25 protein-coding genes are annotated in these 23,950 nt (G+C 71.4%); 11 read left to right on the forward strand and 14 right to left on the reverse strand.

Annotated elements, in window-relative coordinates:
- Positions 1 to 50 precede the first annotated feature (50 nt).
- The 3 genes from ACIBAG_RS08670 to ACIBAG_RS08680 are packed head-to-tail and all read left to right on the forward strand — an operon-like array spanning position 51 to position 2,354.
- Entirely contained in the window at positions 51 to 404 is a 354-nt protein-coding gene (locus ACIBAG_RS08670; protein WP_399102506.1) for a histidine triad nucleotide-binding protein, read from the forward strand.
- Between the two features lie 31 nt (positions 405 to 435).
- Positions 436 to 1,341, forward strand: a complete 906-nt coding sequence (locus ACIBAG_RS08675) for a ribonuclease Z (protein WP_399102508.1) — start codon at positions 436 to 438, stop codon at positions 1,339 to 1,341.
- Between the two features lie 20 nt (positions 1,342 to 1,361).
- Positions 1,362 to 2,354, forward strand: a complete 993-nt coding sequence (locus ACIBAG_RS08680) for an adenosine deaminase (RefSeq protein WP_399102510.1) — start codon at positions 1,362 to 1,364, stop codon at positions 2,352 to 2,354.
- On the opposite strand, the gene ACIBAG_RS08685 is transcribed toward ACIBAG_RS08680, so the two are convergent.
- Together ACIBAG_RS08685 and ACIBAG_RS08690 are read right to left on the reverse strand one after the other, a co-directional pair.
- Positions 2,347 to 3,582 carry an MFS transporter gene (locus tag ACIBAG_RS08685; protein WP_399102512.1) on the reverse strand — a complete coding sequence of 412 codons (1,236 nt, stop codon included), beginning with the start codon at positions 3,580 to 3,582 and terminating at the stop codon, positions 2,347 to 2,349. The genes ACIBAG_RS08680 and ACIBAG_RS08685 overlap by 8 nt on opposite strands.
- Before the next feature lie 220 nt (positions 3,583 to 3,802).
- Entirely contained in the window at positions 3,803 to 4,588 is a 786-nt protein-coding gene (locus tag ACIBAG_RS08690) for an IclR family transcriptional regulator (RefSeq protein WP_399102514.1), read from the reverse strand.
- Between the two features lie 136 nt (positions 4,589 to 4,724).
- Between ACIBAG_RS08690 and ACIBAG_RS08695 the strand changes: the two genes are divergently transcribed.
- Positions 4,725 to 6,020 carry a glucarate dehydratase family protein gene (locus tag ACIBAG_RS08695; protein ID WP_399103284.1) on the forward strand — a complete coding sequence of 432 codons (1,296 nt, stop codon included), beginning with the start codon at positions 4,725 to 4,727 and terminating at the stop codon, positions 6,018 to 6,020.
- 176 nt (positions 6,021 to 6,196) lie between these two features.
- Positions 6,197 to 7,321 carry a carbohydrate kinase family protein gene (locus ACIBAG_RS08700; RefSeq protein WP_399103286.1) on the forward strand — a complete coding sequence of 375 codons (1,125 nt, stop codon included), beginning with the start codon at positions 6,197 to 6,199 and terminating at the stop codon, positions 7,319 to 7,321.
- Positions 7,322 to 7,435: 114 nt separating this feature from the next.
- Here ACIBAG_RS08700 and ACIBAG_RS08705 read toward each other — a convergent pair whose 3' ends face one another.
- A complete protein-coding gene (locus tag ACIBAG_RS08705) occupies positions 7,436 to 8,239 on the reverse strand; it encodes a VOC family protein (RefSeq protein ID WP_399102516.1) in 804 nt (267 codons plus the stop codon).
- Positions 8,240 to 8,351: 112 nt separating this feature from the next.
- Here ACIBAG_RS08705 and ACIBAG_RS08710 point away from each other — a divergent pair, with 112 nt between their 5' ends.
- A complete protein-coding gene (locus ACIBAG_RS08710) occupies positions 8,352 to 8,765 on the forward strand; it encodes a nuclear transport factor 2 family protein (RefSeq protein ID WP_399102518.1) in 414 nt (137 codons plus the stop codon).
- 21 nt (positions 8,766 to 8,786) lie between these two features.
- Here the strand turns inward: ACIBAG_RS08710 and ACIBAG_RS08715 are convergent, their stop codons facing one another.
- Both ACIBAG_RS08715 and ACIBAG_RS08720 read right to left on the reverse strand, forming a co-directional pair.
- Positions 8,787 to 9,140 (reverse strand): cytidine deaminase, encoded by a 354-nt coding sequence (locus ACIBAG_RS08715; protein WP_399102520.1) that lies wholly within the window; start codon positions 9,138 to 9,140, stop codon positions 8,787 to 8,789.
- Between the two features lie 28 nt (positions 9,141 to 9,168).
- Positions 9,169 to 9,990, reverse strand: a complete 822-nt coding sequence (locus tag ACIBAG_RS08720) for a helix-turn-helix transcriptional regulator (protein WP_399103289.1) — start codon at positions 9,988 to 9,990, stop codon at positions 9,169 to 9,171.
- 148 nt (positions 9,991 to 10,138) lie between these two features.
- Between ACIBAG_RS08720 and ACIBAG_RS08725 the strand changes: the two genes are divergently transcribed.
- Positions 10,139 to 11,593, forward strand: coding sequence for an MFS transporter (locus ACIBAG_RS08725; protein ID WP_399102522.1), 1,455 nt, complete (start codon positions 10,139 to 10,141; stop codon positions 11,591 to 11,593).
- On the opposite strand, the gene ACIBAG_RS08730 is transcribed toward ACIBAG_RS08725, so the two are convergent.
- The 5 genes from ACIBAG_RS08730 to era all read right to left on the reverse strand — a co-directional run bounded on the left by ACIBAG_RS08730 (position 11,555) and on the right by era (position 15,981).
- Positions 11,555 to 11,914, reverse strand: coding sequence for an MmcQ/YjbR family DNA-binding protein (locus ACIBAG_RS08730; RefSeq protein ID WP_399102524.1), 360 nt, complete (start codon positions 11,912 to 11,914; stop codon positions 11,555 to 11,557). The two genes, ACIBAG_RS08725 and ACIBAG_RS08730, sit on opposite strands and share 39 nt — an antisense overlap.
- Positions 11,911 to 13,215, reverse strand: coding sequence for a hemolysin family protein (locus tag ACIBAG_RS08735; RefSeq protein ID WP_399102526.1), 1,305 nt, complete (start codon positions 13,213 to 13,215; stop codon positions 11,911 to 11,913). Before ACIBAG_RS08735 ends, ACIBAG_RS08730 begins: the two co-directional genes overlap by 4 nt.
- On the reverse strand, positions 13,212 to 13,709 hold the full coding sequence (gene ybeY / locus ACIBAG_RS08740) for an rRNA maturation RNase YbeY (RefSeq protein WP_399102528.1): 498 nt from the start codon (positions 13,707 to 13,709) through the stop codon (positions 13,212 to 13,214). Before ybeY ends, ACIBAG_RS08735 begins: the two co-directional genes overlap by 4 nt.
- Before the next feature lie 15 nt (positions 13,710 to 13,724).
- Positions 13,725 to 14,789 (reverse strand): PhoH family protein, encoded by a 1,065-nt coding sequence (locus ACIBAG_RS08745; RefSeq protein WP_399102531.1) that lies wholly within the window; start codon positions 14,787 to 14,789, stop codon positions 13,725 to 13,727.
- Positions 14,790 to 15,012: 223 nt separating this feature from the next.
- The gene (era, locus tag ACIBAG_RS08750) at positions 15,013 to 15,981 is read right to left on the reverse strand and encodes a GTPase Era (protein ID WP_399102533.1); all 969 of its coding nucleotides are present in this window, start codon (positions 15,979 to 15,981) and stop codon (positions 15,013 to 15,015) included.
- 532 nt (positions 15,982 to 16,513) lie between these two features.
- On the opposite strand from era, the gene ACIBAG_RS08755 reads away from it, so the two are divergent.
- Positions 16,514 to 17,833, forward strand: coding sequence for an ammonium transporter (locus ACIBAG_RS08755; protein ID WP_399103292.1), 1,320 nt, complete (start codon positions 16,514 to 16,516; stop codon positions 17,831 to 17,833).
- The gene (locus tag ACIBAG_RS08760) at positions 17,830 to 18,168 is read left to right on the forward strand and encodes a P-II family nitrogen regulator (RefSeq protein WP_399102535.1); all 339 of its coding nucleotides are present in this window, start codon (positions 17,830 to 17,832) and stop codon (positions 18,166 to 18,168) included. The genes ACIBAG_RS08755 and ACIBAG_RS08760 overlap by 4 nt, the downstream gene beginning before the upstream one ends.
- A 47-nt stretch (positions 18,169 to 18,215) precedes the next feature.
- Here ACIBAG_RS08760 and ACIBAG_RS08765 read toward each other — a convergent pair whose 3' ends face one another.
- Positions 18,216 to 18,692: a hypothetical protein gene (locus tag ACIBAG_RS08765; protein ID WP_399102537.1), complete on the reverse strand. Its 477-nt coding sequence runs from the start codon at positions 18,690 to 18,692 to the stop codon at positions 18,216 to 18,218.
- 239 nt (positions 18,693 to 18,931) lie between these two features.
- Complete coding sequence (locus ACIBAG_RS08770; RefSeq protein WP_399102539.1) at positions 18,932 to 19,780, reverse strand: helix-turn-helix transcriptional regulator; 849 nt, start codon at positions 19,778 to 19,780, stop codon at positions 18,932 to 18,934.
- 119 nt (positions 19,781 to 19,899) lie between these two features.
- Between ACIBAG_RS08770 and ACIBAG_RS08775 the strand changes: the two genes are divergently transcribed.
- Positions 19,900 to 20,754, forward strand: coding sequence for an NAD-dependent epimerase/dehydratase family protein (locus ACIBAG_RS08775; RefSeq protein WP_399102541.1), 855 nt, complete (start codon positions 19,900 to 19,902; stop codon positions 20,752 to 20,754).
- Between the two features lie 124 nt (positions 20,755 to 20,878).
- Entirely contained in the window at positions 20,879 to 21,274 is a 396-nt protein-coding gene (locus ACIBAG_RS08780; protein ID WP_399102543.1) for a peptidase inhibitor family I36 protein, read from the forward strand.
- 50 nt (positions 21,275 to 21,324) lie between these two features.
- On the opposite strand, the gene ACIBAG_RS08785 is transcribed toward ACIBAG_RS08780, so the two are convergent.
- Positions 21,325 to 22,575 (reverse strand): MFS transporter, encoded by a 1,251-nt coding sequence (locus tag ACIBAG_RS08785; protein ID WP_399102546.1) that lies wholly within the window; start codon positions 22,573 to 22,575, stop codon positions 21,325 to 21,327.
- On the reverse strand, positions 22,572 to 23,906 hold the full coding sequence (locus ACIBAG_RS08790) for a GH1 family beta-glucosidase (RefSeq protein ID WP_399102548.1): 1,335 nt from the start codon (positions 23,904 to 23,906) through the stop codon (positions 22,572 to 22,574). Before ACIBAG_RS08790 ends, ACIBAG_RS08785 begins: the two co-directional genes overlap by 4 nt.
- Between the last annotated feature and the right edge of the window lie 44 nt (positions 23,907 to 23,950).

The raw sequence follows: 23,950 nt of genomic DNA on the forward strand, positions 1-23,950 counted from the left end.
ACGATACGATGCCCCCCGTAAACCAAACCGGCCCAACCCCCGGAGGGACCATGGCAGGGGAGCCGCAGGACGACTGCCTGTTCTGCAAGATCGTCGAAGGGCACGTCCCGGCGACGATCGTGCGGGAGACGGACACGACCGTCGCGTTCCGGGACATCAACCCCCAGGCGCCCACCCACGTCCTGGTCATCCCCAAGGCGCACTACCCGGACGCCGCCTCCCTCGCCACCGGCGCCCCGACGCTCGCCGCGGACGTCCTGCGGGAGGCCCAGGCCGTCGCCGACGAGGACAAGCTGGAGAGCTACCGCATCGTCTTCAACACCGGCGCCGGAGCCGGGCAGACCGTCTGGCACGCCCACGCGCACGTCCTCGGCGGCCGTGGCATGCAGTGGCCCCCCGGATAACCCGCGCAACCGGAAGTAAGCCGAAGTCACCGTGTCCGTACGTGAATTGGTCGTCCTCGGGACCGCGAGCCAGGTCCCGACCCGGCACCGGAACCACAACGGATATCTCCTGCGCTGGGACGGCGAGGGCATCCTCTTCGACCCCGGCGAGGGCACCCAGCGGCAGATGCTGCGCGCCGGTGTCGCCGCCCACGACCTGAACCGGATCTGCATCACCCACTTCCACGGGGACCACTCCCTAGGACTCGCCGGGGTCATCCAGCGGATCAACCTCGACAAGGTCCCGCACCCGGTCACCGCCCACTACCCGCGCTCCGGGAAGCGCTTCTTCGACCGGCTGCGGTACGCCACCGCCTACCGCGAGACCGTCGACATCACGCAGGTCCCGGTCAGCGCCGACGGCGTCATCGCCGACACCGGCGGTTACACGCTGCACACCGCCCGCCTCTCGCACCCCGTCGAGTCGTACGGCTATCGCCTCGTCGAACCCGACGGCCGCCGCATGCTGCCCGAGCGCCTCGCCGCGCACGGCATCAAGGGGCCGGACGTGGGGCGGCTCCAGCGGGAAGGGGTGCTCGGCGGAGTCTCGCTCCAGGACGTCAGCGAGGTCCGGCGCGGGCAGCGGTTCGCGTTCGTCATGGACACCCGGCTGTGCGACGGCGTGTACGCCCTCGCCGAGGGCTGCGACATGCTCGTCATCGAGTCCACCTTCCTCGACGAGGACATCGAACTCGCCGCCGAGCACGGCCATCTGACCGCCGGTCAGGCCGCTCGCGTCGCGCTCGAGTGCGGCGTACGGCATCTCGTGCTCACCCACTTCAGCCAGCGCTACACCGAGCCCGACGAGTTCGAGCGGCAGGCGCGGGACGCCGGGTTCGACGGGGAGCTGACGGTCGCGCACGACCTGCTGCGGGTGCCGTTGCCGAAGCGGCGCTGACCTCGCCGTACGATGCTTCGATGCCCCTCCCCAAAGCAGAACTGCACCTCCACGTCGAAGGCACCCTGGAACCCGAGCTCGCCTTCGAACTGGCCGCCCGCAACGGCGTCGAGCTGCCGTACGGCGACACCGAAGAGCTCCGCAAGGCCTACCAGTTCGAGGACCTCCAGTCCTTTCTGAACCTGTACTACGAGCTCATGGCCGTCCTGCGCACCGAGCAGGACTTCGCGGACCTCGCGAACGCCTACCTCGCCCGCGCCGCCGCCCAGGGTGTGCGGCACGCGGAGATCTTCTTCGACCCGCAGGCGCACACCAAGCGGGGCGTCGAGCTGGGCACGGTCGTGGACGGGCTGTGGCGGGCGCTGGAGCGGAGCGAGGCCGACCACGGTGTCTCCACCCGGCTCATCATGTGCTTCCTGCGCGACGACTCCGCCGAGTCGGCCATGGAGACGCTGCGGGCCGCCGAGCCGTATCTCGACCGGATCACCGGCGTCGGACTGGACTCGGCCGAGGTCGGGCATCCGCCGGTGAAGTTCCGCGAGGTGTACGAGGCCGCCGCCGCGCTCGGGCTGCGGCGCGTCGCGCACGCGGGCGAGGAGGGGCCGCCCGCCTACATCACCGAGGCCCTCGACGTCCTCGGCGTCGAGCGCGTCGACCACGGGCTGCGGTGCGTGGAGGACCCGGCGCTGGTCGAGCGGCTGGTGCGGGAGCGGGTGCCGTTGACGCTGTGTCCGCTGTCGAACGTACGGCTGCGCACCGTCGACACCCTCGCCGAGCACCCGCTGCCCGCCATGCTCGACGCCGGGCTGATGTGCACGGTCAACTCCGACGACCCGGCCTACTTCGGCGGGTACGCGGGCGACAACTTCGACGCCGTACGCCGGACCCTCGGCCTCACCGAGGAGCGGCTCCGCGAGCTCGCCCGCAACTCGTTCCTCGCCTCCTTCCTGGAGGACGACGAGGAGCTGCGGGCGCGGTACCTGGCCGAGGTGGAGGCCTACGAGTTCAGGTAGCCGGGGTGAGGCGCTCGGGAGCGGCCGGGGTGGCCTCGACGGTGTCCAGGGGGATCTCGACGACCTCCACGGGTTCGAAGACCTCGGCGGCCCCGACGGTCTTCCGCGGCCGGCTGCCCAGCGCCACCGCCGTCATCGGTACGGCGATCACCAGCAGCCCGGCCGCCAGCACCGCCCCCATGACGGGGAACCCGGCCTGCGCCGACAGCACGCTCCCGGTCAGCGGGCCCGCCGCCGTGCCCAGCGACGACGCCGAGCCGACGAGCACCGCCCAGCGGCCGCGTCCGTCGAGGGAGGCGGCGAGGCCGATGACGTACGACAGGACGATCGGGTAGAGCGTGTTCCAGGCGATCTCGCCGGTCGCGAAAGTCGCCAGGTCGGTGGCGGACGCGCTGAGCGCGATGCAGGCCGCTATGAGGACCGTACCCGCGCCGATGGGCAGTGCGCGGCCGAGGCGCGGGCCGAGCGCGCCCGCCCCGGTGACGCCGAGCAGCCCGGCGCCGAGCGCCACGGCGAACACCACGCCGACCGTGGCCTCCGTCAGGTGCGCCTGGGTCAGTCCGATCCGGCCGCTCACGCCCCAGAGGGAGTTCTGGGCGAGGGACCAGCACAGCATGCAGGCGGCGAGGGTCAGGCCCTGGCGGCGGTGGGGGAGGCGGGATGCGTCCCAACCGCCTTGCCGCGAGCCGGCCGTGGCGGCCGGGAGGCGGCCCGTCAGCGGCCATACGGCCAGCGCGGTGAGGGCGATCGCGGCGAGCGGGAGACCGTGGCCCGGCCCGAGGTGGGGAACCGTCAGATAGACGGCGCCCGCGAGGGCGGAGACGCCGAGGAGGCCGAGCGTGGTGGCCCGGTGCGGGTCGGGCTGGGCGGCGATGCGGGTGGCGGCGACCGCGGTGGCCGTACCGGATCCGAAGCCGCCGACGAGCATGCCGAGGACGACGGCCGGTACCGGGTGCGCGAGGGCCGCCCCGCCGTAGCCGAGGAGGGCGAGGGTGAGGCCGGCGCGGGCCAGCCGCCGTGCCCCGATCCGGTCCACGCGGGACGCCAGGAGGAAGCCCGCCGACGCCGAGCTCAGCAGCAGCGCGCTGCCGACGGCGCCCGCCTGGGTCGGGGAGAGCGGAAGCCCGGAGTCGATCCTGCCGACGACCGTCGGCAGCAGATACGGGGCGAGGTACCCGGCCGTGAAAAGGGCGACGAGGGGCCAGGGGGTGGTGCGGGGGGCGAACACGGGCGTTCCCAGGGCATGCGAAAGGAGCGGCTCAAGAGGGGGAGGGGCGCAGGCCGTCGACGGACAGGAACGCGCGCAGAATTTGTATCAAGGAGGGGGAGGGGTGAAGAAGCGCGGGGGGTGTGATGTGGGGCACGTTCTGTTTGGGATGGGGAACGAGGGGTAGACGAGGGCCTTCCAGCAGCCTTCATCCCGTCCCGTCAGGCTCGTTGCCCGGCCCTCACCTGCGCCAGTGCACCGACCCGCCCGCACCGGGAACCGTCGCCTCGATCTTCGCCCTGATGCCCCGCATCACCGCGACGATCCGCTCCTCGTGCCCGGCCGACAGCCGCGCCACCGGCACCGAGCAGCTGATCGCGTCCTGGGCCGGGGTGTCGTAGCGCAGGGCGAAGCCGAAGCCGACGATGCCGAGGACGCCCTCCTCGCGGTCGACGGAGTAGCCGCGCGCCCGCACCTCGGCGAGGTCGGCGGCGAGGGAGTCGCGGGTGGTGTGCGTGTTGGCGGTGAGCGCCTCGTACGGGCCGTCGGCGAGTTCCGCTGCCGGGCGTTCCGCCAGCAGCGCCTTCCCCAGGGCTCCCGCGTGCGCCGGCAGCCGTCGCCCGACCCGGCTGATGGTCCGCAGGTATTCGTGCGACTCGCGCGTCGCCAGGTACGCCACGTGGGGGCCGTCCAGCCGCCCCATGTGGATCGTCTCGCCCAGCGCGTCGGAGGCCTCGTCGAGATACGGGCGTACGACGCGGACGCGCGGGTCGGAGTCCAGATAGGTCGTGCCGGTGAGCAGGGCGTGGATGCCGATGCCGTAGAGCGAGCCGGTGACGTCGGTGCGGACCCAGCCCCGGGAGATCAGGGTCTGCAGCAGCGCGTACATGGAGCTGCGCGGCACGTCCAGCTCGTCCGCCAGCTCCTGCAGGCGTGCCGGACGGTCGCCGCGCGCGGCGAGGAGTTCCAGCAACTCGACCGTCCGCGCCGCGGACTTCACCTCGCGGACGCCGCCTGTCTCCGACATGGGCCGATCGTAATCGGACCAATCGTGGAGAGATGGGCGTCCGGCTGCGCCATTGACGGGCCTGTTTCGCCTGCCTAATCTCTATTCTCATACGTGGATGACATCTACGTAGGGAGATGATCGCGTGAGTCGCACGGTGTCCCGGGACCTCACCATCACGGACATACGCCTGACGCCGATCCTGGTCGCCGACCCGCCGCTGCTGAACACCCAGGGCGTGCACCAGCCGTACACGCCCCGCCTGATCGTGGAGCTCGAGACGGCCGGCGGGGTCGTCGGGGTCGGTGAGACGTACGGCGACACCAAGTACCTGGAGCTCGCCCGGCCGTTCGCGGAGAAGCTGGTCGGCCGTCAAGTCGGTGATCTCAACGGGCTGTTCGTCATCGCGGACGAGGTGGCCGTCGACCGGTCCCGGGTCTCCGGCCAGGTCGACGTCGGCGGGCTGCGCGGTGTCCAGACCGCCGACAAGCTGCGGCTGTCCGTCGTCTCCGGCTTCGAGGTCGCCTGCCTCGACGCCCTCGGCAAGACGCTCGGGCTGCCCGTGCACGCGCTGCTCGGCGGCAAGGTGCGGGACGCGGTCGAGTACAGCGCCTACCTGTTCTACAAGTGGGCCGACCATCCGGAGGGCGTGCGCGCGGAGAAGGACGACTGGGGTGCCGCCGTCGATCCGGCCGGAGTCGTCGAGCAGGCGCGGCGGTTCACGGAGCGGTACGGGTTCACCTCCTTCAAGCTCAAGGGCGGGGTCTTCGCGCCGGAGGAGGAGATCGCCGCCGTACGGGCGCTCGCGGAGGCCTTTCCCGGGCACCCTCTGCGTCTCGACCCCAACGGTGCCTGGTCCGTGGAGACCTCGCTGAAGGTGGCGCGGGAACTGGGGGACGTCCTGGAGTACCTGGAGGACCCGACCCTCGGTACGGCCGCGATGGCCGAGGTCGCCGCGCGGGCCGGGGTGCCGCTGGCGACCAACATGTGCGTGACGACGTTCGCCGAGATCAAGGAGGCGTTCACCAAGGACGCCGTGCAGGTCGTCCTCTCCGACCACCACTACTGGGGCGGGCTGCGCAACACCCAGCAGCTGGCCGCGATCTGCCGCACCTTCGGCGTCGGCGTGTCCATGCACTCCAACACACACCTCGGCATCTCCCTGGCCGCGATGACCCACGTGGCGTCGACCGTGCCGGACCTCCACCACGCCTGCGACTCCCACTACCCCTGGCAGTCGGAGGACGTCCTCACCGAGCGGCTCCGCTTCGCGGACGGCAAGGTCGCCGTACCCGACGCGCCCGGTCTCGGTGTCGAGCTGGACCGCGAGCGGCTGGCGGAGCTGCACCGGCGGTGGCTGGATGACGACGGCTCGCTGCGGGACCGCGACGACGCGGCCGCGATGCGGGTCGCCGACCCCGGGTGGGTCACACCGTCGGTGCCTCGCTGGTAGGAGCTCCCTGGCCTGCCCGTAAGGGGGGCCGGGCGAGATCCCTGTGGCGTTGTCAGTGGCGTGGTGCACACTGGCCAGATCAGCACCACGTCAGGGAGCGCACCGTGACCACGCCCACCGCGCCCAACGGAAAGGGACCCTCGCCGCAGGGGAAGGCGGCCATGGGGAAGACACCCATGAGCAGGACGGCCACGGCCGGGGGCCAGTACCGCCGTGCCCAGGGGACCCATGTCGACCCCCTCACCGGTCTGCGCACGCCCGCCGACCCGCCCTGGGACGTGTATCTCACGGGCACGGTCTTCCTCGACATCATCTTCACCGGCCTGGACTCGGCCCCCGTGCGCGGGACCGAGTCCTGGGCGCGCGGGATGGGCTCGAGCCCCGGCGGGGTGGCGAACATGGCGACGGCCCTGGCCCGCCTCGGCCTGCGGACGTCGCTCGCGGCGGCCTTCGGCGACGACCACTACGGCGAGTACTGCTGGGACGCGCTGGAGCACGGCGAGGGCATCGACCTCTCGCCGTCGCGCACGGTGCCGGGCTGGCACTCGCCGGTCACGGTCTCGATGGCGTACGAGGGGGAGCGCACGATGGTCTCCCACGGCCACGAGCCGCCCCCCGAGGAGCCGGCACCGGACTGCCCGCCCCGCGCGCGTGCCGCCGTGGCCTCCCTGGTGCCGGGACAGCGGGCCCCGTGGATCGCGCAGGCCGCGAGCAAGGGCGCCCGCATCTTCGCCGACGTCGGCTGGGACGACACGGGGGCGTGGGACCTGGCGGGGCTCGCCGACCTGGAGCACTGCGAGGCGTTCCTGCCGAACGCGGCGGAGGCCATGCGCTACACGGGCGCCGAGTGCCCCCGCGAGGCGGCCCATGCCCTCACGGCGTACGTGCCGGTGGCCGTGGTCACCCTCGGCGCGGAGGGTGCGTACGCGGTGGACGGCCGGACCGGCGAGACCGCCGTGGTCCCGGCCATCGCGGTCGAGGCCCTCGATCCGACCGGCGCCGGCGACGTCTTCGTCGCCGGCTTCGTCACCGGCACCCTGGCCGACTGGCCGCTCGCCGACCGGCTCGCCTTCGCGGGGCTGACCGCGGCCCTCTCGGTGCAGGAGTTCGGCGGCTCCCTCTCGGCCCCCGGCTGGGCGGAGATCGGCGCCTGGTGGCGCCAGGTGCAGTCCCTCGACCGGCAGGACCCCGAGGCCCTGCGCCGGTACGCGTTCCTGGCGGACCTGGTGCCGGAGGAGGCCGCGAGACCCTGGCCGTTGCGGCGGGCGGTGCCGACGATCGGGTTCAGACGGTCCATGTGACAGCGCCCGTCCATGTGACAGCGCCCGGCCCATGTGACAGCGCCCGGCCCATGTGACAGCGCCCGGCCCATGTGACGCGCCCGGCCGAGACCCGGCGGCGATGCCCCGCAGGGCTCAGCTCGCCGGCGCCGGCTTCAGCACCACGAAGTCCGCGTCGGCCGGGTCCAGGCACACCGCCAGCCGGCCCACGCCTTCCGCGTCCTCCGGCCCCATCTGCACGCTGCCGCCGTTCTCGGTGACCTTGGCGACCGCGGCGTCGCAGTCGTCGACATTGAAGACCGGATGCCAGTAAGGCTGCCCGCCCGCCAGCGCGAGGTTCTCCTTGGGCAGCTCCATGAGCCCGCCCTGCATACGCTCCTCGGGCAGATCGGCAGGGGTGATGAGGGTGTACGTGCCCCCGCCGCCCGGCAGCTCCATGTCGCTGTACTGCCAGCCGAAGACGGTGCCGTAGAACTCCCGCGCCGCCCCCGCGTCGCTCGTGTACAGCTCGGTCCACGACAGCGACCCCGTCTCGTCCGCCAGCTCGAAGCCCGCGTTCTTCCCCGGCTGCCAGACGGCGAACTGCCCGCCCAGCGGGTCGCTGTACTGCGCCATCCGACCCCAGTCGCCGAGGTCCCGCGGCTCCACCCGCACGGTGCCGCCCGCACCGCGAACCGCCTCCGTCGTGGCGTCCGCGTCGGTGACGGTGAAGTAGATCATCCAGGCCGAGCGCGCCCCCTCCTCGGTGAGCCTGCCGAGCCCGGCGACGGTTTTGCCGTCCTTCTTGAACATCCCGCCTTCGAAGTCCTCCGCCTCACCCCCCATGGACTCGAACTCCCAGCCGAGCACCGAGCCGTAGAAGGCCGCGGCGGCCCGGACGTCGGGGGAGCCGAGGTCGAGCCAACAGGGGGAGCCGGGGGAGAGGTCAGTGGTGATCATGACGATGCCCTTCCGCAGTCCGCTATGACTTCAGCGTGGCACCCGGCACTGACACTCGCCCGTCGGCTCCGCTGCGGACGCCCCGCCGGGCGGCTCCGGTTACCATCCGGCCATGAGCGACGACGCGAGTGCGGCCCCGCGGGGACCGGACGGTGCGCCGCACGACCGGCTCGCCGCCCTCGCACACGACTGGGCGGCGGCGATGGTCTCCAACGACCCCGCGCGGATCGCCGGCTTCATGGCCGAGGACTGGGTCATCGTCTCCGAGTCGGGCATCTCCACCAGAGAGCAGTTCCTGGCGTACGTCGAGTCCGGGGAGCTGACCCACTCGGCGTTCCGGCTCGTCGGGGAGCCCAGGATCCGGGTGTACGGCGACTCGGCGGTCCTGACGGCCCGGGTCACGAACACCGCTCACTACCGGGGCGAACGCTTCGACGCCGACGAATGGACGACCGACGTGTTCGTACGGCGCGACGACCGCTGGCTCTGCGTGCTCAGCCACATCACGGGGGCGGCCCGGACCTGAACTCAGGCCGGAACGCGGGCCTCAGCCGGCCGTCACCGTCGTACGGACCACTCCGTCAGGCCCGGCCACCAGCACCGGCGTCCCCGGCCCGCCAAGGTCCCGTACCGCCGCCCGGTCCTCGTCCGAGGGCGACTCCGCCTCCGTCACGACCGCCGCCGCCTCCAGCGACTTCGCCCCCGACGCCACCGCCATCGCCACCGCGGTCCGCAGCGCGCTCAGCTTCAGCGAGTCCAGGGCGACGGTCCCGGCGACATAGGTACGGCCGGTCTCGTCCCGTACGGCCGCCCCCTCGGGCACACCGGTGCGGGCCCGCGCGGAACGGGCCAGGGTGACGATCTTGCGGTCCTCGGGGTCAAGCGCGCTGTTGTCGGTCATGACCTGAGCATACGGAGCGGCAGCCGCCCTACCCGGCCACGGGGTACATCGCCCCGCGCCGCCCCTCCGGCGACGCCAGCCACTGAAGCTTCGCCGCCGTGTTCGCCTCGTCCAGCGGCGCGTGCAGCACGATCGACAGATCGGGCCGTACCGGCATCTGCATCACGCTCGACTCCAGGCACAGCACCCCGACCAGCGGATGGTCCAGCTCTTTGCGGATCTGCCCGGCGTCCTCGATGTCCCGCCGTTCCCACAGCTCGCAGAACTCCGGGCTGGACGCCTTCGCCTCGGCGAGCACATCCTGGAACCCCTCGTCGTCGGGGGAGGCCGAGCACACCGCACGGAACTGCGCCACGACCGTCCGGGCGTTCTCCTCCCAGTTCTTCGCCCGGGCCCGGTACATGGGATCGGTGAAGAAGTCGATCAGGCAGTTCCACCGCTTGCCGGGACGCATGCCGAGCACCGTCGCCGCCGCGTCGTTGTACAGGACGCCGTTGTAGTACCGGTCCATGATGTGCGCCGGATACGGCATCCACGCGTCGATCAGCCGCCGTAGCCCGTCGCACATGTCCCGCTTCTCGGGCGCCACTTCACGCTCGGGCGGATTCAGCCCGGCCAGCAGATACAGATGCCGCCGCTCGGCGTTGCTCAGCCGCAGCACCCGCGCCACCGAGTCCAGGACCTGCGGCGACACGGAGATCTCTCGCCCCTGCTCCAGCCACTGGTACCAGGAGGCACCCACCCCGGCGAGCACGGCGACCTCCTCGCGCCGCAGCCCCGGCGTACGGCGCCGAGCCCCGCCGTCCGGCAGGCCCGCCTCGGCCGGGGTCACCCTGGCCCGCCTTGTCATCAGGAACTCGCGCAGTTCCTGCCGCCGTTGGCTCTTCAGCGTGCCCTGAGACACGTACGGATCCCCCTCATCCCGTTGCCTGGTGGTGCCACCACCAGCACAACTCCCCGCTCCCCACGGCTATTCCGACGCCAGCAGTCTCTTGTCCATGGCGATCGACACCGACCTCACCCACCCTTCGTCCCCACCGCTCGACACCCCCCGGATGTCGACGCGCGACAAACTCGTCCTGTTCGTCCTGTGCGCGGCCCAGTTCATGGTCGCGCTCGACTTCTCCGTCCTGAACGTCGCCCTGCCCGTCCTCGGCGCCGACCTCGGCATGAGCCAGTCGGCGCTGCAGTGGGCGGTCACGGCGTTCGCGCTGCCGTCCGGCGGGTTCCTGCTCCTGTTCGGCCGCATCGGCGACCTCTACGGCCGCCGCAAGCTGTTCCTCACCGGCCTCGCCCTGTTCGCCGCGGCCTCGGTGCTCGCGACGTTCGCCTGGGACCCGGCGTCGTTCCTCGCCGGACGCGCACTGCAGGGGCTGGGCGCGGCGGTGATCGTCCCGACCGGGATGTCCCTGCTCACGACGACCTTCGCCGAGGGCCCCGCCCGGGACCGCGCCCTCGGGATCTCGGGGACGCTGATGTCCCTCGGCTTCACCATCGGCATGGTCGCGGGCGGCGTCCTGACCGACGCGCTCGGCTGGCGCTCCACGATGGGCCTGCTCGCGATCTTCGCGCTGGTCGTGCTGCCGCTCGCGCCCGGCCTGCTGCCCGAGTCCCGCACCCCCGAGCGCCCGCACCTCGACGTCCCCGGCGCGATCACCGTCACCGCCGGTCTGCTGTCCCTGATCTACGCCCTCACGACCGCCGCCGACCACGGCTTCGCCCACGCCGACGTCGTCACGACCCTGGTCGCGGGCATCGCCCTCCTCACCGCCTTCGCGGTCGTCGAGTCCCGCACCCGGCAGCCGCTGGTCTCCCTGCCCATGCTGCGCCGCCGCACGGTGGCGTGGGGCAACCTGGGCGGTCTGGTCACCTTCTCGATGATGTCGACGGTGATCTTCGTGCTCACCCTGTATCTGCAGGAGATCCTGGACCTGTCGGCGTGGGAGACCGGCCTGGTCTTCGGTGTCCAGGGTGTCGTGTCGGTGATCGCGGGCTCGCTCACCCCGAGGGTCGTCAGCCGTCTCGGCGCGCGCCGCACCCTGGTCGTCTCGCTGGCCGGCCAGGGCGCCTTCACCGCGGGCCTGCTGTTCCTGAACGCCCACACCTGGTCCGTCTGGCTCGCCACGGCCGCCGTCTCGGTGGCGAGCATGTTCCATCTGGGCGCGATCATCTCCTACGGTCTGACGGTCACCTCCGGCGTCCCCGACGAGGAGCAGGGCCTGGCCACCGGTCTGGTCACCTCGACCCAGCAGGTCGGCCTCACGGTCGGCATCCCGCTGCTGGGCGTGCTCGCGACGACCGCCGGCGATCTGCTGTCCGGTACCCGCACGGTCATCGCGCTGAACGCGGCGATCGTCCTGGCCGCCGCGGCCCTGATCGCACTCGGCCTGCGGCCCCTGCGGGCGACGGCCGGCTCAGGGGCGGTCGAGGCGGAGCCGGTCGGCTCGCGGTAGACCCGCCACGACGAGGTCGTACGAGTCCTCGATGAGCTCCCGGACCAGACGGTCCGGGAGTTCGCCGTCCACCGTGACGGTGTTCCAGTGCCGCTTGTTCATGTGATAGCCGGGGGTGATCAGGCCCTCGTGCTCACCGCGGAGCCGCGCCGCGTCCTCCGGGTCGCACTTGAGGTTGACCTTGAGGGGGCGGGCGTCCATCCAGCTCAGGGCGAACATCTTGCCCAGCACCTTGAAGACCGAGATCTCCGGAGCGAACGGGAAGTCCTCCACCGCCGCGTTGAAGGACAGGCAGAAGGCGCGCAGCTCCTGAGGCGTCACTCGGACTCCTTCTCCTCCGGGGACTCCACGGGATCCACCGGCTCCACGAGCACCGTCACGATCTTGTTCCGGCGGCCCGCCGCCGCCTCCGCCGTCAGCCGCAGCGCACGGCCGTCGGGCAGATCCACCACGGACGACGCCCCGGCGATCGGCACCCGGCCGAGCGCCTTCGCGAGCAGCCCGCCGACGGTCTCCACGTCCTCGTCGTCGTACTCGTCGAGGCCGTACAGCTCGCCCAGGTCCGTGATGTCCAGCCGGGCGGTCACCCGGTGGCGGTCCTCGCCGAGCTCCTCCACCGGCGGCAGCTCACGGTCGTACTCGTCGGTGATCTCGCCGACGATCTCCTCGAGGATGTCCTCGATGGTGACGATGCCCGCGGTGCCGCCGTACTCGTCGATCACGACGGCCACGTGATTGCGTTCCTTCTGCATCTCGCGCAGCAGGTCACCGGCGTTCTTGGTGTCGGGCACGAAGAACGCGGGCCGCATCGCCGTCGACACCAGCTCGCTCTCCGCGTCCCGGGAGATGTGCGTCTTGCGGACCAGGTCCTTCAGATACACGATCCCGACCACGTCGTCCTCGCTCTCCCCGACGACCGGGATGCGCGAGAAACCGGAGCGCAGGGCGAGGGTGAGGGCCTGGCGGATCGTCTTGTAGCGCTCGATGACGATCAGGTCGGTGCGCGGCACCATCACCTCGCGCACCAGCGTGTCGCCCAGCTCGAAGATCGAGTGCACCATCCGGCGCTCCTCGTCCTCGATCAGCTGCTCCTTCTCGGCGAGGTCGACCAGCGCGCGCAGCTCCGCCTCGGAGGCGAACGGGCCGCGGCGGAAGCCCTTGCCCGGGGTGAGCGCGTTGCCGATGAGGATCAGCAGATAGGGGATCGGCCCCATGACCCGCGCGAGCGGCAGCAGGATGTACGCCGCCGCCGTCGCCGTGTTCAGCGGGTGCTGGCGGCCGATGGTGCGCGGGGAGACCCCGACGGCGACGTACGACACCAGGACCATGACCGCTATCGCGACCAGCAGCGCCTCGGTGGTGCTGTCGAACTCCTGGAGGCAGGCGTAGGTGACGAGCGCGGCGGCGGCCATCTCGCAGGCCACGCGGACCAGCAGCGCGACGTTCAGATAGCGCGTCGGATCGGCGGCGACCAGCGCGAGCTTCTCGCTGCCGCGCCGGCCGACGCGTACGGCCTCCTCGGCGCGGAAGCTGGAGACGCGGGCCAGGCCCGCCTCCGCGCAGGCGGCGAGCCAGGCCACGACCACCAGGGCGATCGCACCGGAGATGAGGGCGATGCTCATGACACGGTCGGGGCCGGGGAGGGCCCGGTCAGGCCCTTCTCCGAACGCCAGCCGTCCACGATGGCGGCCTGCAGACCGAACATCTCGGCCTTCTCGTCGGGCTCCTCGTGGTCGTACCCGAGCAGGTGCAGCACACCATGGACGGTGAGCAGTTGGAGCTCCTCGTCCATGGAGTGCTGCGTGGGCGCCTCCGCCCCCTGCTTGGCGGCCACTTCGGGGCACAGCACGATGTCACCGAGCAGCCCCTGGGGCGGCTCCTCGTCGTCCTTGGAGGGCGGCCGCAGCTCGTCCATGGGAAAGGACATGACATCGGTGGGCCCCGGCAGGTCCATCCACTGGATGTGGAGCTGTTCCATGGCGTCGGCGTCCACGACGATCACCGAGAGCTCGGAGAGCGGGTGGATGCGCATCCGCGCGAGCGCGTAGCGGGCGATGTCGAGGATCGCCTGCTCGTCGACCTCGGTTCCGGACTCGTTGTTGACGTCGATCGACATGGTGCTGCTCGGTCTCTACTTCCCCTTGTGCCCGGACTTGCCCCGGCCCTTGTGCGTGCCGTTCTGGGTGCCGTGCTTGCTGTCGTACTTCTCGTACGCGTCGACGATACGGCCGACCAGCTTGTGCCGGACGACATCGTGGGACGAGAGCCGGGAGAAGTGGACGTCGTCCAGGCCCTCCAGGATGTCCTGCACCTGCCGCAGACCGGACTTGGTGCCGTCCGGGAGGTCGACCTGGGTGACGTCACCGGTGATGACTATCTTCGAGTCGAAGCCGAGACGGGTGAGGAACATCTTCATCTGCTCGGGGCTGGTGTTCTGGGCCTCGTCCAGGATGATGAAGGCGTCGTTGAGCGTGCGGCCACGCATGTACGCGAGCGGCGCGACCTCGATCGTCCCGGCGGCCATGAGCCTCGGGATGGAGTCGGGGTCGAGCATGTCGTGCAGCGCGTCGTACAGCGGGCGCAGGTAGGGGTCGATCTTCTCGTACAGCGTGCCCGGGAGGAACCCGAGCCGCTCGCCCGCCTCCACCGCCGGCCGGGTCAGGATGATGCGGTTGACCTGCTTGGACTGCAGGGCCTGCACCGCCTTCGCCATGGCGAGGTACGTCTTGCCGGTACCGGCGGGGCCGATGCCGAAGACGATCGTGTGCTTGTCGATCGCGTCGACGTACCGCTTCTGGTTGAGGGTCTTCGGGCGAATCGTGCGACCGCGCGAGGACAGGATGTTCTGGGTGAGGACCTCGGCGGGGGTCTCCTCTGGGCCTTCCCCGTTCTCGCTTGCCCTGAGCATGGCGATCGAGCGTTCCACCGCGTCCTCCGTCATCGGTTGTCCGGTGCGGAGCACCAGCATCATCTCGTCGAACAGACGCTGGACAAGGGCGACTTCATGGCTGTCGCCCACCGCGCTGATCTCATTGCCCCGGACATGGATGTCGGTCGCCGGGAAGGCCTTCTCGATCACGCGCAGGAGGGAGTCGCCGGACCCCAGGACGGTCACCATGGGGTGCTGGGCGGGGACGGTGAACTGCGCTCGTGCCTGCCCCTGCGCGGGGGTGTGAGCTGTGGGTGTCTGAGTCATGGGCCGGCTCTGTAGGCCTGCTCATCCTCCTCGATACGACGCGCCTGCCACATGGGCGGCCTGGCGATTTCAAGAGTACGCCGGGGGACTGACAACGCCGTAGGGCTTTTCGACGGGGAGGTGTCACGGGTGTGTGGGGATGTTCACGGTCGGTGGATCCCCCGTCACGCGGCGGCGGGGAGCGCCCTTGCGAAGCCCGGCCGCCGCAGTCGTTTCGTGCCCCTCAGAACCCCAGCTTGCGCAGCTGCCTCGGGTCGCGCTGCCAGTCCTTCGCCACCTTGACGTGCAGGTCCAGGAACACGGGCGTGCCCAGCAACGCCTCGATCTGCTTGCGGGACTTGATCCCGACCTGCTTCAGGCGCTGGCCCTTGGGCCCGATGATGATGCCCTTCTGGCTGGGCCGCTCGATGTAGACGAAGGCGTGGATGTCGAGGAGCGGCTTGTCGGCGGGGCGGTCCTCGCGGGGGAGCATCTCCTCCACCACGACGGCGATGGAGTGGGGGAGCTCGTCGCGCACGCCCTCGAGCGCGGCCTCGCGGATCAGCTCCGCGATCATGATCTGCTCGGGCTCGTCGGTGAGCTCACCGTCGGGATAGAGGGCCGGCCCCTCCGGCAGCAGCGGAACGAGCAGATCGGCCAGCAGGCCCACCTGCTTGTCGCCGACCGCCGAGACGGGCACGATCTCGGCCCACTCGAATCCGAGCTCCTTGCCCAACTGGTCGATCGCGATCAGCTGCTCGGCCAGGGTCTTGGAGTCCACCAGGTCGGTCTTCGTGACGACCGCGATCTTCGGCGTCTTCTTGATCGACGCCAGTTCCTTCGCGATGAAGCGGTCGCCGGGACCGATCTTCTCGTTGGCGGGCAGGCAGAAGCCGATCACGTCGACCTCGGCCCAGGTGGTGCGCACGACGTCGTTCAGGCGCTCGCCCAGCAGCGTGCGCGGCTTGTGCAGCCCGGGGGTGTCCACCAGGATCAGCTGCGCGTCGGGCCGGTGCACGATCCCTCGTACCGTGTGCCGCGTCGTCTGCGGCTGGTTGGCGGTGATCGCCACCTTCTGCCCGACCAGAGCGTTCGTAAGCGTGGACTTGCCCGCGTTGGGGCGGCCCACGAAGCAGGCGAAGCCGGCGCGGTGGGGTGCCTCCGACGATGCCGACGGCTCGGATGACTTGCTGCGAACGCTCATGGCGCCCATTCTCCCTGATCCACAAGCCCCCGCCGCACAAGGGAGCGAGAACCCCGGGCTCTCGGGGAGTGGCCATCTCGCGCGCGAGGGGGCGACAACCGCGGGCGCTGGGGAGTGGCCATCTCGCGCGATGGGGCGGCAACCGCGGGCTCTCGGGGAGCGGCCAGCCCGTGCACGGGGGGGGCGAGAACCCCGGGTACGGGGGAGTGGCCATCTCGCGCGAGGGGGCGGCAACCGCGGGCTCTCGGGGAGCGGCCAGCCCGTGCACGGGGGGCGAGAACCCCGAGCTCTTGGGGAGCGGCCATCTCGCGCACAAGGGGGCGAGAACCCCGGGCGCCGGGAAGTGGCCATCTCGCGCACAAGGGGGCGAGACCCCCGGGCGCCGGGGAATGGCCATCCCGCGCACAAGGGATCGACCACCCCCGCCGTGTGAGCTTCCGGAAATCCCCGTGCAATGAAACACCCCGGAAACACACCCGTACACAGCCGGAAACTCTTCCCGGTGAACCTCTGACGAGCCCCCGCACCGTTGGAGACCACCGTGCCCCTCGCCGCCGCAAGCGTCGACACCGGCGACACCGCCTGGCTGCTCGCCGCCACCGCCCTCGTGCTGCTGATGACCCCGGGCCTGGCCCTGTTCTACGGCGGCATGGTCCGCACGAAGAGCGTCCTCAACATGCTGATGATGAGCTTCGTGTCCATCGCCCTGGTGACGATCGTCTGGCTGGCCTGCGGGTACTCGCTCGCCTTCGGGGACGACGCCCTCGGCGGTCTCATCGGCGGACTCGAGCACGCCGGCATGTCCGGCCTCGGACCCGACAGCGTCCAGGGCACCGTCCCCACCGTCCTGTTCGCCACCTTCCAGCTCACCTTCGCGATCATCACGGCGGCGCTCATCAGCGGTGCGGTCGCCGACCGTGCGAAGTTCGGCGCATGGCTGGTCTTCGTGCCGGTGTGGGCGCTGCTCGTATACGTTCCCGTCGCCCACTGGACCTGGGGCCCCGGCGGCTGGATCCTCGAACGGCTCGGCGCCCTCGACTTCGCCGGCGGTCTCCCGGTCGAGATCACCTCCGGCGCCTCCGGCCTCGCCCTCTGCCTGGTCCTGGGCCCGCGGCTCGGGTTCAAGAAGGACGCCATGCGGCCGCACAACCTGCCGATGGTCATGCTCGGTGCCGGTCTTCTCTGGTTCGGCTGGTTCGGGTTCAACGCGGGCTCGGCCCTCGGCGCCAACGGCCTCGCGGCCGCCGCCTTCCTCAACACCCTCGCCGCCGGCTGCACCGGCCTGCTCGGCTGGCTCTTCGTCGAGCAGAAGCGCGACGGTCACCCCACCACCCTGGGCGCCGCGTCCGGCGCGGTCGCCGGCCTGGTCGCCATCACACCCTCCTGCGGCTCGGTCTCCCTGCTCGGCGCGCTCGTCATCGGTCTCGCCGCCGGTGTCGTCTGTTCCTACGCCGTCGGCTGGAAGTTCAAGCTCGACTACGACGACTCCCTGGACGTCGTCGGCGTCCACCTCGTCGGCGGTGTCATCGGCACCCTGCTGATCGGCGTCTTCGCGACGTCCGCCATGACGGGCGGGGCCGAGGGCCTGCTGTACGGCGGCGGGCTCGGGCAGCTCGGCAAGCAGCTGGTGGCGATCGTGGCCGTGGCGGCGTACGCCTTCCTCGTCACCTACGGCATCGGCAAGGTCATCGACAAGGCCATGGGCTTCCGGGCGAGCGAGGACCAGGAGCACACCGGCCTGGACCTTACGGTGCACGCCGAGACCGCTTACGATCACGGGGTCCTGGGGCACGGTGCCCCGGTCACCTCGTCCCTCTCCGCCTCCGTCCCCGCCGCCCAGAAGGTCAAGAAGCAGGCATGAAGCTCATCACCGCGATCGTCAAGCCGTACCGGCTCGACGAGGTCAAGACCGCCCTCCAGGAGATCGGTGTGCACGGTCTGACCGTGACCGAGGCGAGCGGCTACGGCCGTCAGCGCGGCCACACCGAGGTGTACCGGGGCGCGGAGTACCAGGTCGACCTGGTGCCGAAGGTCCGCATCGAGGTCGTCGTGGACGACGCGCAGTGCGACGACGTCATCGACGCGATCGTGAAGGCCGCGCAGACCGGCAAGATCGGCGACGGCAAGGTCTGGGCGCTGCCGGTCGACACGGTCGTACGGGTGCGGACGGGCGAGCGCGGCCCCGACGCGCTGTAACGCGCAGCGGCGCCGGGACCGCGCCCTTGGTCAGCGCGTCGGGCGCCTCAGTCGAACACGAACGGGCCCGGCGACTGCGGCCCGGTCGCCGTGCACGTGATGGTGATGCCGAAGACGGTCATCTGCAGCGAGCCGCCGAAGGCCTCCAGGCTGTCCCCGGAGGCGACGGTGCCGCTGAGCGGGCCGACCTGTACGGGGTCGCCGGCGGCCATCGCCGGGTTCTCCGTGCCGGTGAAGGCGACGGTGCCGCCGCCCGCCTTCACCAGGGTGAGCGTCGAGGCGATCGAGTCCTCGCCCAGCGCGATCGGCGCGGTGATCGCGGAGGAGTTGACGGTGACGGTGGCCGCCGTGCCGTTCTGGGTCGCGGTGAGGGTGGCCTCGCCGCCGCCGAAGCTGCCGCAGTCGGCGGTGATCGTCGCGGTGCCGGGGGCGACGGCGAGGGCGGCGGGCGCGAAGGCCAGTCCGGTGACCGCGAGGGCCCCGGCCGCCAGCGCCGCACCTGCTCCGATTCGCGTTCGTCTCATGGGGATTCGCTCCCTTTCGGGGGTGGGGGAGTTCCGTCTGCCTTGCGTGTGGGGGGTGGGGCAACTGCTCGGCAGGTGGGTACGGACACACTGCGTGGAGAGCCGAATCTGACGGTCCGTCGGAACCGCCGTTTCCATTGATACGCGTGGGGCGAGGGTCGGCAAGGGTGATTTCCGGCCTCAACTACCGACGAGTCAACTACCAGGGACCAACCGCCAGTTGGTCAGCGTCGCGGCACCTACGGAACGCTGGGCGACATGTCCTGGAGGCCCACCACCCGCAGGAGCTGCAGGCGTTCGTGGGACTCCGTGCCCGGGCGGGCGGAGTGGACGACCAGGAGGTGGTGGTGTTCGTGGCTGACCATGACCTCGCAGTCCAGCTCCAGCAGGCCGACCACGGGATGCACGAAACGCTTCGTCGCCCTGTTGCGCTGGGACACCTCGTGCTCGTCCCACAGCCGCGCGAACTCCTCGCTGGCCGCCCGGAGTTCGGCGACCAGCGCGGCCGGTTCCGGGTCGTCGGGACGGGCGGCGGCCACCGCGCGCAGGGTGGCCACATGGGCGCGCGCGTGGCCCGCGAGGTCCTCCTCCGGGAAGAGCGTGCGCGCGGCCGGGTCCAGGAAGAACAGGCGGGTCAGGTTGCGTTCGCGGCGCGGGCGGGACATCACGTCGCCGACCAGCGCCCTGGCCATGGCGTTCTGGGCCAGCACCTCGCCGCAGTCGTTGACCACCTGCGCCGGTGTGTCGTGCAGGCGGTCCAGGATCAGCAACAGCCCGGGACGGACGTGCGCCGACGCCGTCTCGCGCCGCGGGGGCTCCTCGCCGGCCAGGTGGAACAGGTGATCCTGCTCCACGGCGGTCAGGCGCAGCGCCCGGGCCAGCGCCGTCAGCATCTGGCGGGACGGGCGCGGCCCCCGGGACTGTTCCAGCCGGGTGTAGTAGTCCACCGACATGCCCGCCAGCTGGGCCACCTCCTCCCGCCGCAGCCCCGGCGTACGGCGGCGGCTGCCGGCCGTGAGACCCACGTCGGAGGGGCCGAGGCGGGCACGGCCGCGGCGCAGGAAGTCGGCGAGTTCGGCTCGGTTCACTCCTCCAGCCTGGGGCATGCCGCCCGGCTTATCCAGGGACTGCCGATCCCCTGATCAACGGGTCTCTCCCGCTCCTCCCGGTGCCGTCCGAGGGTGGTCGGTGACGAGAGGAGCAGGACATGCTGACTTTGGTGACAGGCACGACGGGGCAGGTCGGCCGCCGATTCGTGCCGAGGCTGCTGGCGCAGGCCCGGCCTGGAGAGCGCGCGCGGGTGCTGGTGCGGGACGCTGCGCGCGGCGAGCCCTTTGCCGAGCTGGGCGCCGAAGTCGTGGTCGGCGACCTGCGGGACGCCGACGTACTCGGCAAGGCCGTCGCCGGGGCCGACGCCGTCGTGAACGTCGCGGCGTCCTTCCGCGGGGTCCCGGACGAGGAGGCGTGGGCCGTCAACCGGGACGCGGCCGTGGAGCTGGGCCGTGCCGCGCAGACCGCCGGCGTGCGGAGGTTCGTGCAGGTCAGCACGGGCCTGGTGTACGGCACCGGCCGTGGCCGCCCGCTGACCGAGGACGACGAGACCCGGCCGGGTGGGGCGATGTGGGGTGCGTATCCGGAGTCCAAGGCGGCGGCCGAGCGGGAGCTGCTCGCGCTGGAGGGCCTGGACGTACGTGTCGGCCGGCTCCCCTTCGTCTACGGCGAGGGCGATCCGCACCTCTCCCAGTCCCTGATGTGGGCCCGGAACTGGGCGGCCACCCAACGGCTCCAGATGGGCCATCACGCGGACGCCGCCCAGGCGCTGCTGCGCATCCTGCACGCGCCGGGCATCGCGGGCCGCGTCTACAACATCGCCGACGACGCCCCCGTCACGGCGGTCGAGTTGCACCAGCTCAACGGCGTCGACGTCCCGGCCGACCTGTACGACCGCACGGACCCCGACCCGTGGCACGTGATCACCTCCACCGTCCGTATCCGCCGGGAGCTGGGCTACCGCCCGCTGTACCCGTCGGTCTACGCGGCCCGGGAGGCCGGAGCGCTGTGACCGGCCTCCGGTTGCCTGACAGATGTCAGGGACCGGCGCCCCGAACCACGCGCGATGCTGGGTCACTCGGGGGCGGCCGAATTGACCACGGCTGCCCCGAGTGAGCGAAAACGGAGGGGCCGACATGATGAAGACACGGTTGCGCGCGAAGGCCGGCATGGGTGTGGCGGCAGTGCTGATGATGGCCGCCATGGGTGTGGCTGCGGCGCCGCCGGCGGCGGCCGCCCCGGCGGACTGCCCGAGGGAATACGTCTGCGTGTGGAACAACGACACGGCGTCGGGCAAGCCGAAGTGGAAGTCGAAGGGGAATCTGTACGACCTGCACTCGGAAAAGGGCGTGACCATCGTCAACAACGGTGTGCGCCACCCGGGTGCCGACCACATCTGGTACAACCTCACCGCCACGCCGGAGAACGGCGGCAACTTCAAGGGGTGCCTGCACTACCCGAACGACACCAACATGGTGACCTTCGAGGGCCCCGTCACCCTGCACAGCGCACGGTGGGGCGGCGAATGCTGACCTGATCGCCTCCCGGCCCGCCCCAGCCCCTGGAGCCTGTCTGACAGGTCCTAGGCCGTGTCCCTGATCCGCCCCACCAGCACCGCCCCGGCCAGCCCCACCGCCGCCGCCACCAGGTACAGCATCCGGTAGCCGCCCAGGTGGGTGACGATCGGCGCGGCGAGGGCGGGCGCCGCGACCTGGGGCAGGGCGTTGGCCACGTTGATGACGCCGAGGTCCTTCCCGCGGTCCCGTGCCTCGGGCAGGACGTCCGTCATCAACGCGAAGTCGACCGACATGAACACCCCCAGCGCCACGCCCAGCAGCGCCGCCACGACGATCGCGCCCGGCCAGGTCTGCCAGACGGCCAGCAGGGCGGTGGCCGCCGCCATCAGCACCCCGGACCAGTGCACGAACGGCTTGCGACGCCCCACCCGGTCCGACCAGACGCCGCCCACCACGACCGTGGCCAGCAGGGTCACGCTGTTCACCGCGGTGAGGATCAGCACGCCCTGCTCGGGGTCGTCGTAGCGAAGCCGGTCCCGCAGGTAGTAGAGCAGGTACAGGATCACCAGCGCGTTGCTGAGGTTGATCAGGAAGCGGGTCAGCCACGCCCAGCCGAAGTCCGGGTAGCGGCGCGGGCTCAGCCAGAAGCCCCGCACGAACGAACCCGACGACCACGCCGGCCGGTCCGCCACCCCGATCCTCCGATCCCGGTACCGCAGCACATACGGCAGCACCCCCACCACCGCGAACACCGCGCACGCCGCATACCCGGCCGCGATCCCGCCGGCCGCCGTCGCCAGGCCCGTACCGGCGACCGCCCCCAGGATCTGCGCCGCCCCCAACCACCCGCCCACCGTGCCCCGTTGGAGCCTCGGCACCCGGTCCGGCACGGCCGCCGTCACCGCCGCGAAGGCCGCGTTCAGCGTCAGCTGGACCAGGCACCAGCCGACCGCCATCGTCCACAGCCCGCCCGCCCCGGCGAGCAGCAGCAGCGACAGCGCGCCGCCCGCCGCACCGGCCACGATCCATGGCGTACGGCGGCCCCAGCGGGCCGTGGTGCGGTCCGACAGCGCGCCGAAGAACGGGTTCGCCGCCAGGGACACGACCGCGCCCACGCCGGTCACCCACGCCAGCAGCGTCTCCTTCGACATGCCCGTGCCGGGCGCGAAGTCCTCGGCCTGCTGGGCCAGCAGGATCTGCAGGGGGCCGTACCAGCCCACCCAGATCGCGACGTTGGCCAGCGACAGCGCCGCCGTCCAGCCCCCGCCGACCCGGTCGACGGGTTCGGCGAGGGCATGGGGTGGGGCCGCGGTCACCTCTGCGCCCGGAGCAACTCCTGGAACCAGCCGTACGACGCCTTGCGCGTCCTGCGCTGCGTTCCGAAGTCCACGTGCACGAGCCCGAATCGCCGCACGTACCCCTCGGCCCACTCGAAGTTGTCCATCAGCGACCACACGAAGTACCCACGCACGTCCACCCCCGCCTCCACCGCCTTGTGCAGCGCCCGGATGTGGCCGTCCAGGTAGGCGATCCGCTCCTGGTCGTCGACGCCCTCGTACGAGCAGCCGTTCTCGGTGATGACAACGGGCGGGAGCCGGTCGCCGTAGCGTTCCCGGAAGCCGGTGAGGAGCTCCGTCAGGCCCTCGGGGACCACCGGCCAGCCGAAGTCCGTCGTCGGGACACCCTCGATCTCCCGCACCGAGAAGGGCAGTTCGGCGGGCATGGTCACCCCGCCGAACTCGATCTCGGTTCCCTGCGGGGCGCCCACCCGGGTCGGCGCGTAGTAGTTGACGCCGTAGAAGTCGAGTGGCTCGGCGATGACCTTCAGATCGGACTCGACGTCCCCGGGCATCAACTCGCCGAGCCCTTCCGGGTATTCACCCAGCAGCAGCGGGTCCGCGAACAGCCGGTTGAGCAGTACGTCGTAGAAGTCCGCCGCCTCCACGTCCGCCTGCTCCCGCGACGCCGGCCACGTCGGCCCGTGCGAGTTGGCGATCCCGATGTCCGTGGCACCGGCCGCGCGCAGGGCCCGTACGGCGAGACCGTGGGCCAGCAGCTGGTGGTGGGCGACCGGCAGGGCGTCGAACAACAGCTGCCTGCCCGGCGCGTGGGTGCCGAGGGCGTGTCCCAGCAGGGTGTGCTCGGCAGGCTCGTTGATGGTGATCCACTTCTTGACGCGGTCGCCCAGACGCTCGGCGACCACGGACACGTACTCGGCGAAACGGGCGGCCGTGTCCCGGTCGAGCCAGTCGAGCGCGACCGGGAGGTCCCAGTGGAAGAGGGTCGGGACCGGACGTACGCCGGCCGCGCACAGCTCGTCCACCAGACGGTCGTAGAAGTCGAGGCCCTTCGGTGTGTTCACCCGCGGCCAGGAGATCGAGAAGCGGTACGCGTCCACGCCCAGGTCGGCCAGGAGTGCCACGTCCTCGCGGTAGCGGTGGTAGTGGTCGCAGGCCACCGCGGCCGTGGAGCCGTCCTTCACCCGTCCCGGCTCGGCCGTGAAGGCGTCCCACACGGACTGCTCGCGCTCGTCCGCCGCGCCCTCGATCTGGTGGGCCGAGGTCGAGACGCCCCACAGGAAGCCGGCCGGGAACTGCGGTATCGGGTTCGTCGCGCCGTGCGCATCAGTCGCCATGCGCCGGATCATCCGTACCGGCGGTAACGGAAGTCAACGGGCAGGCGTGAACAACC

Origin of the sequence: Streptomyces sp. NPDC051243 (assembly GCF_044455405.1) — a bacterium.
GTDB lineage: Bacteria > Actinomycetota > Actinomycetes > Streptomycetales > Streptomycetaceae > Streptomyces.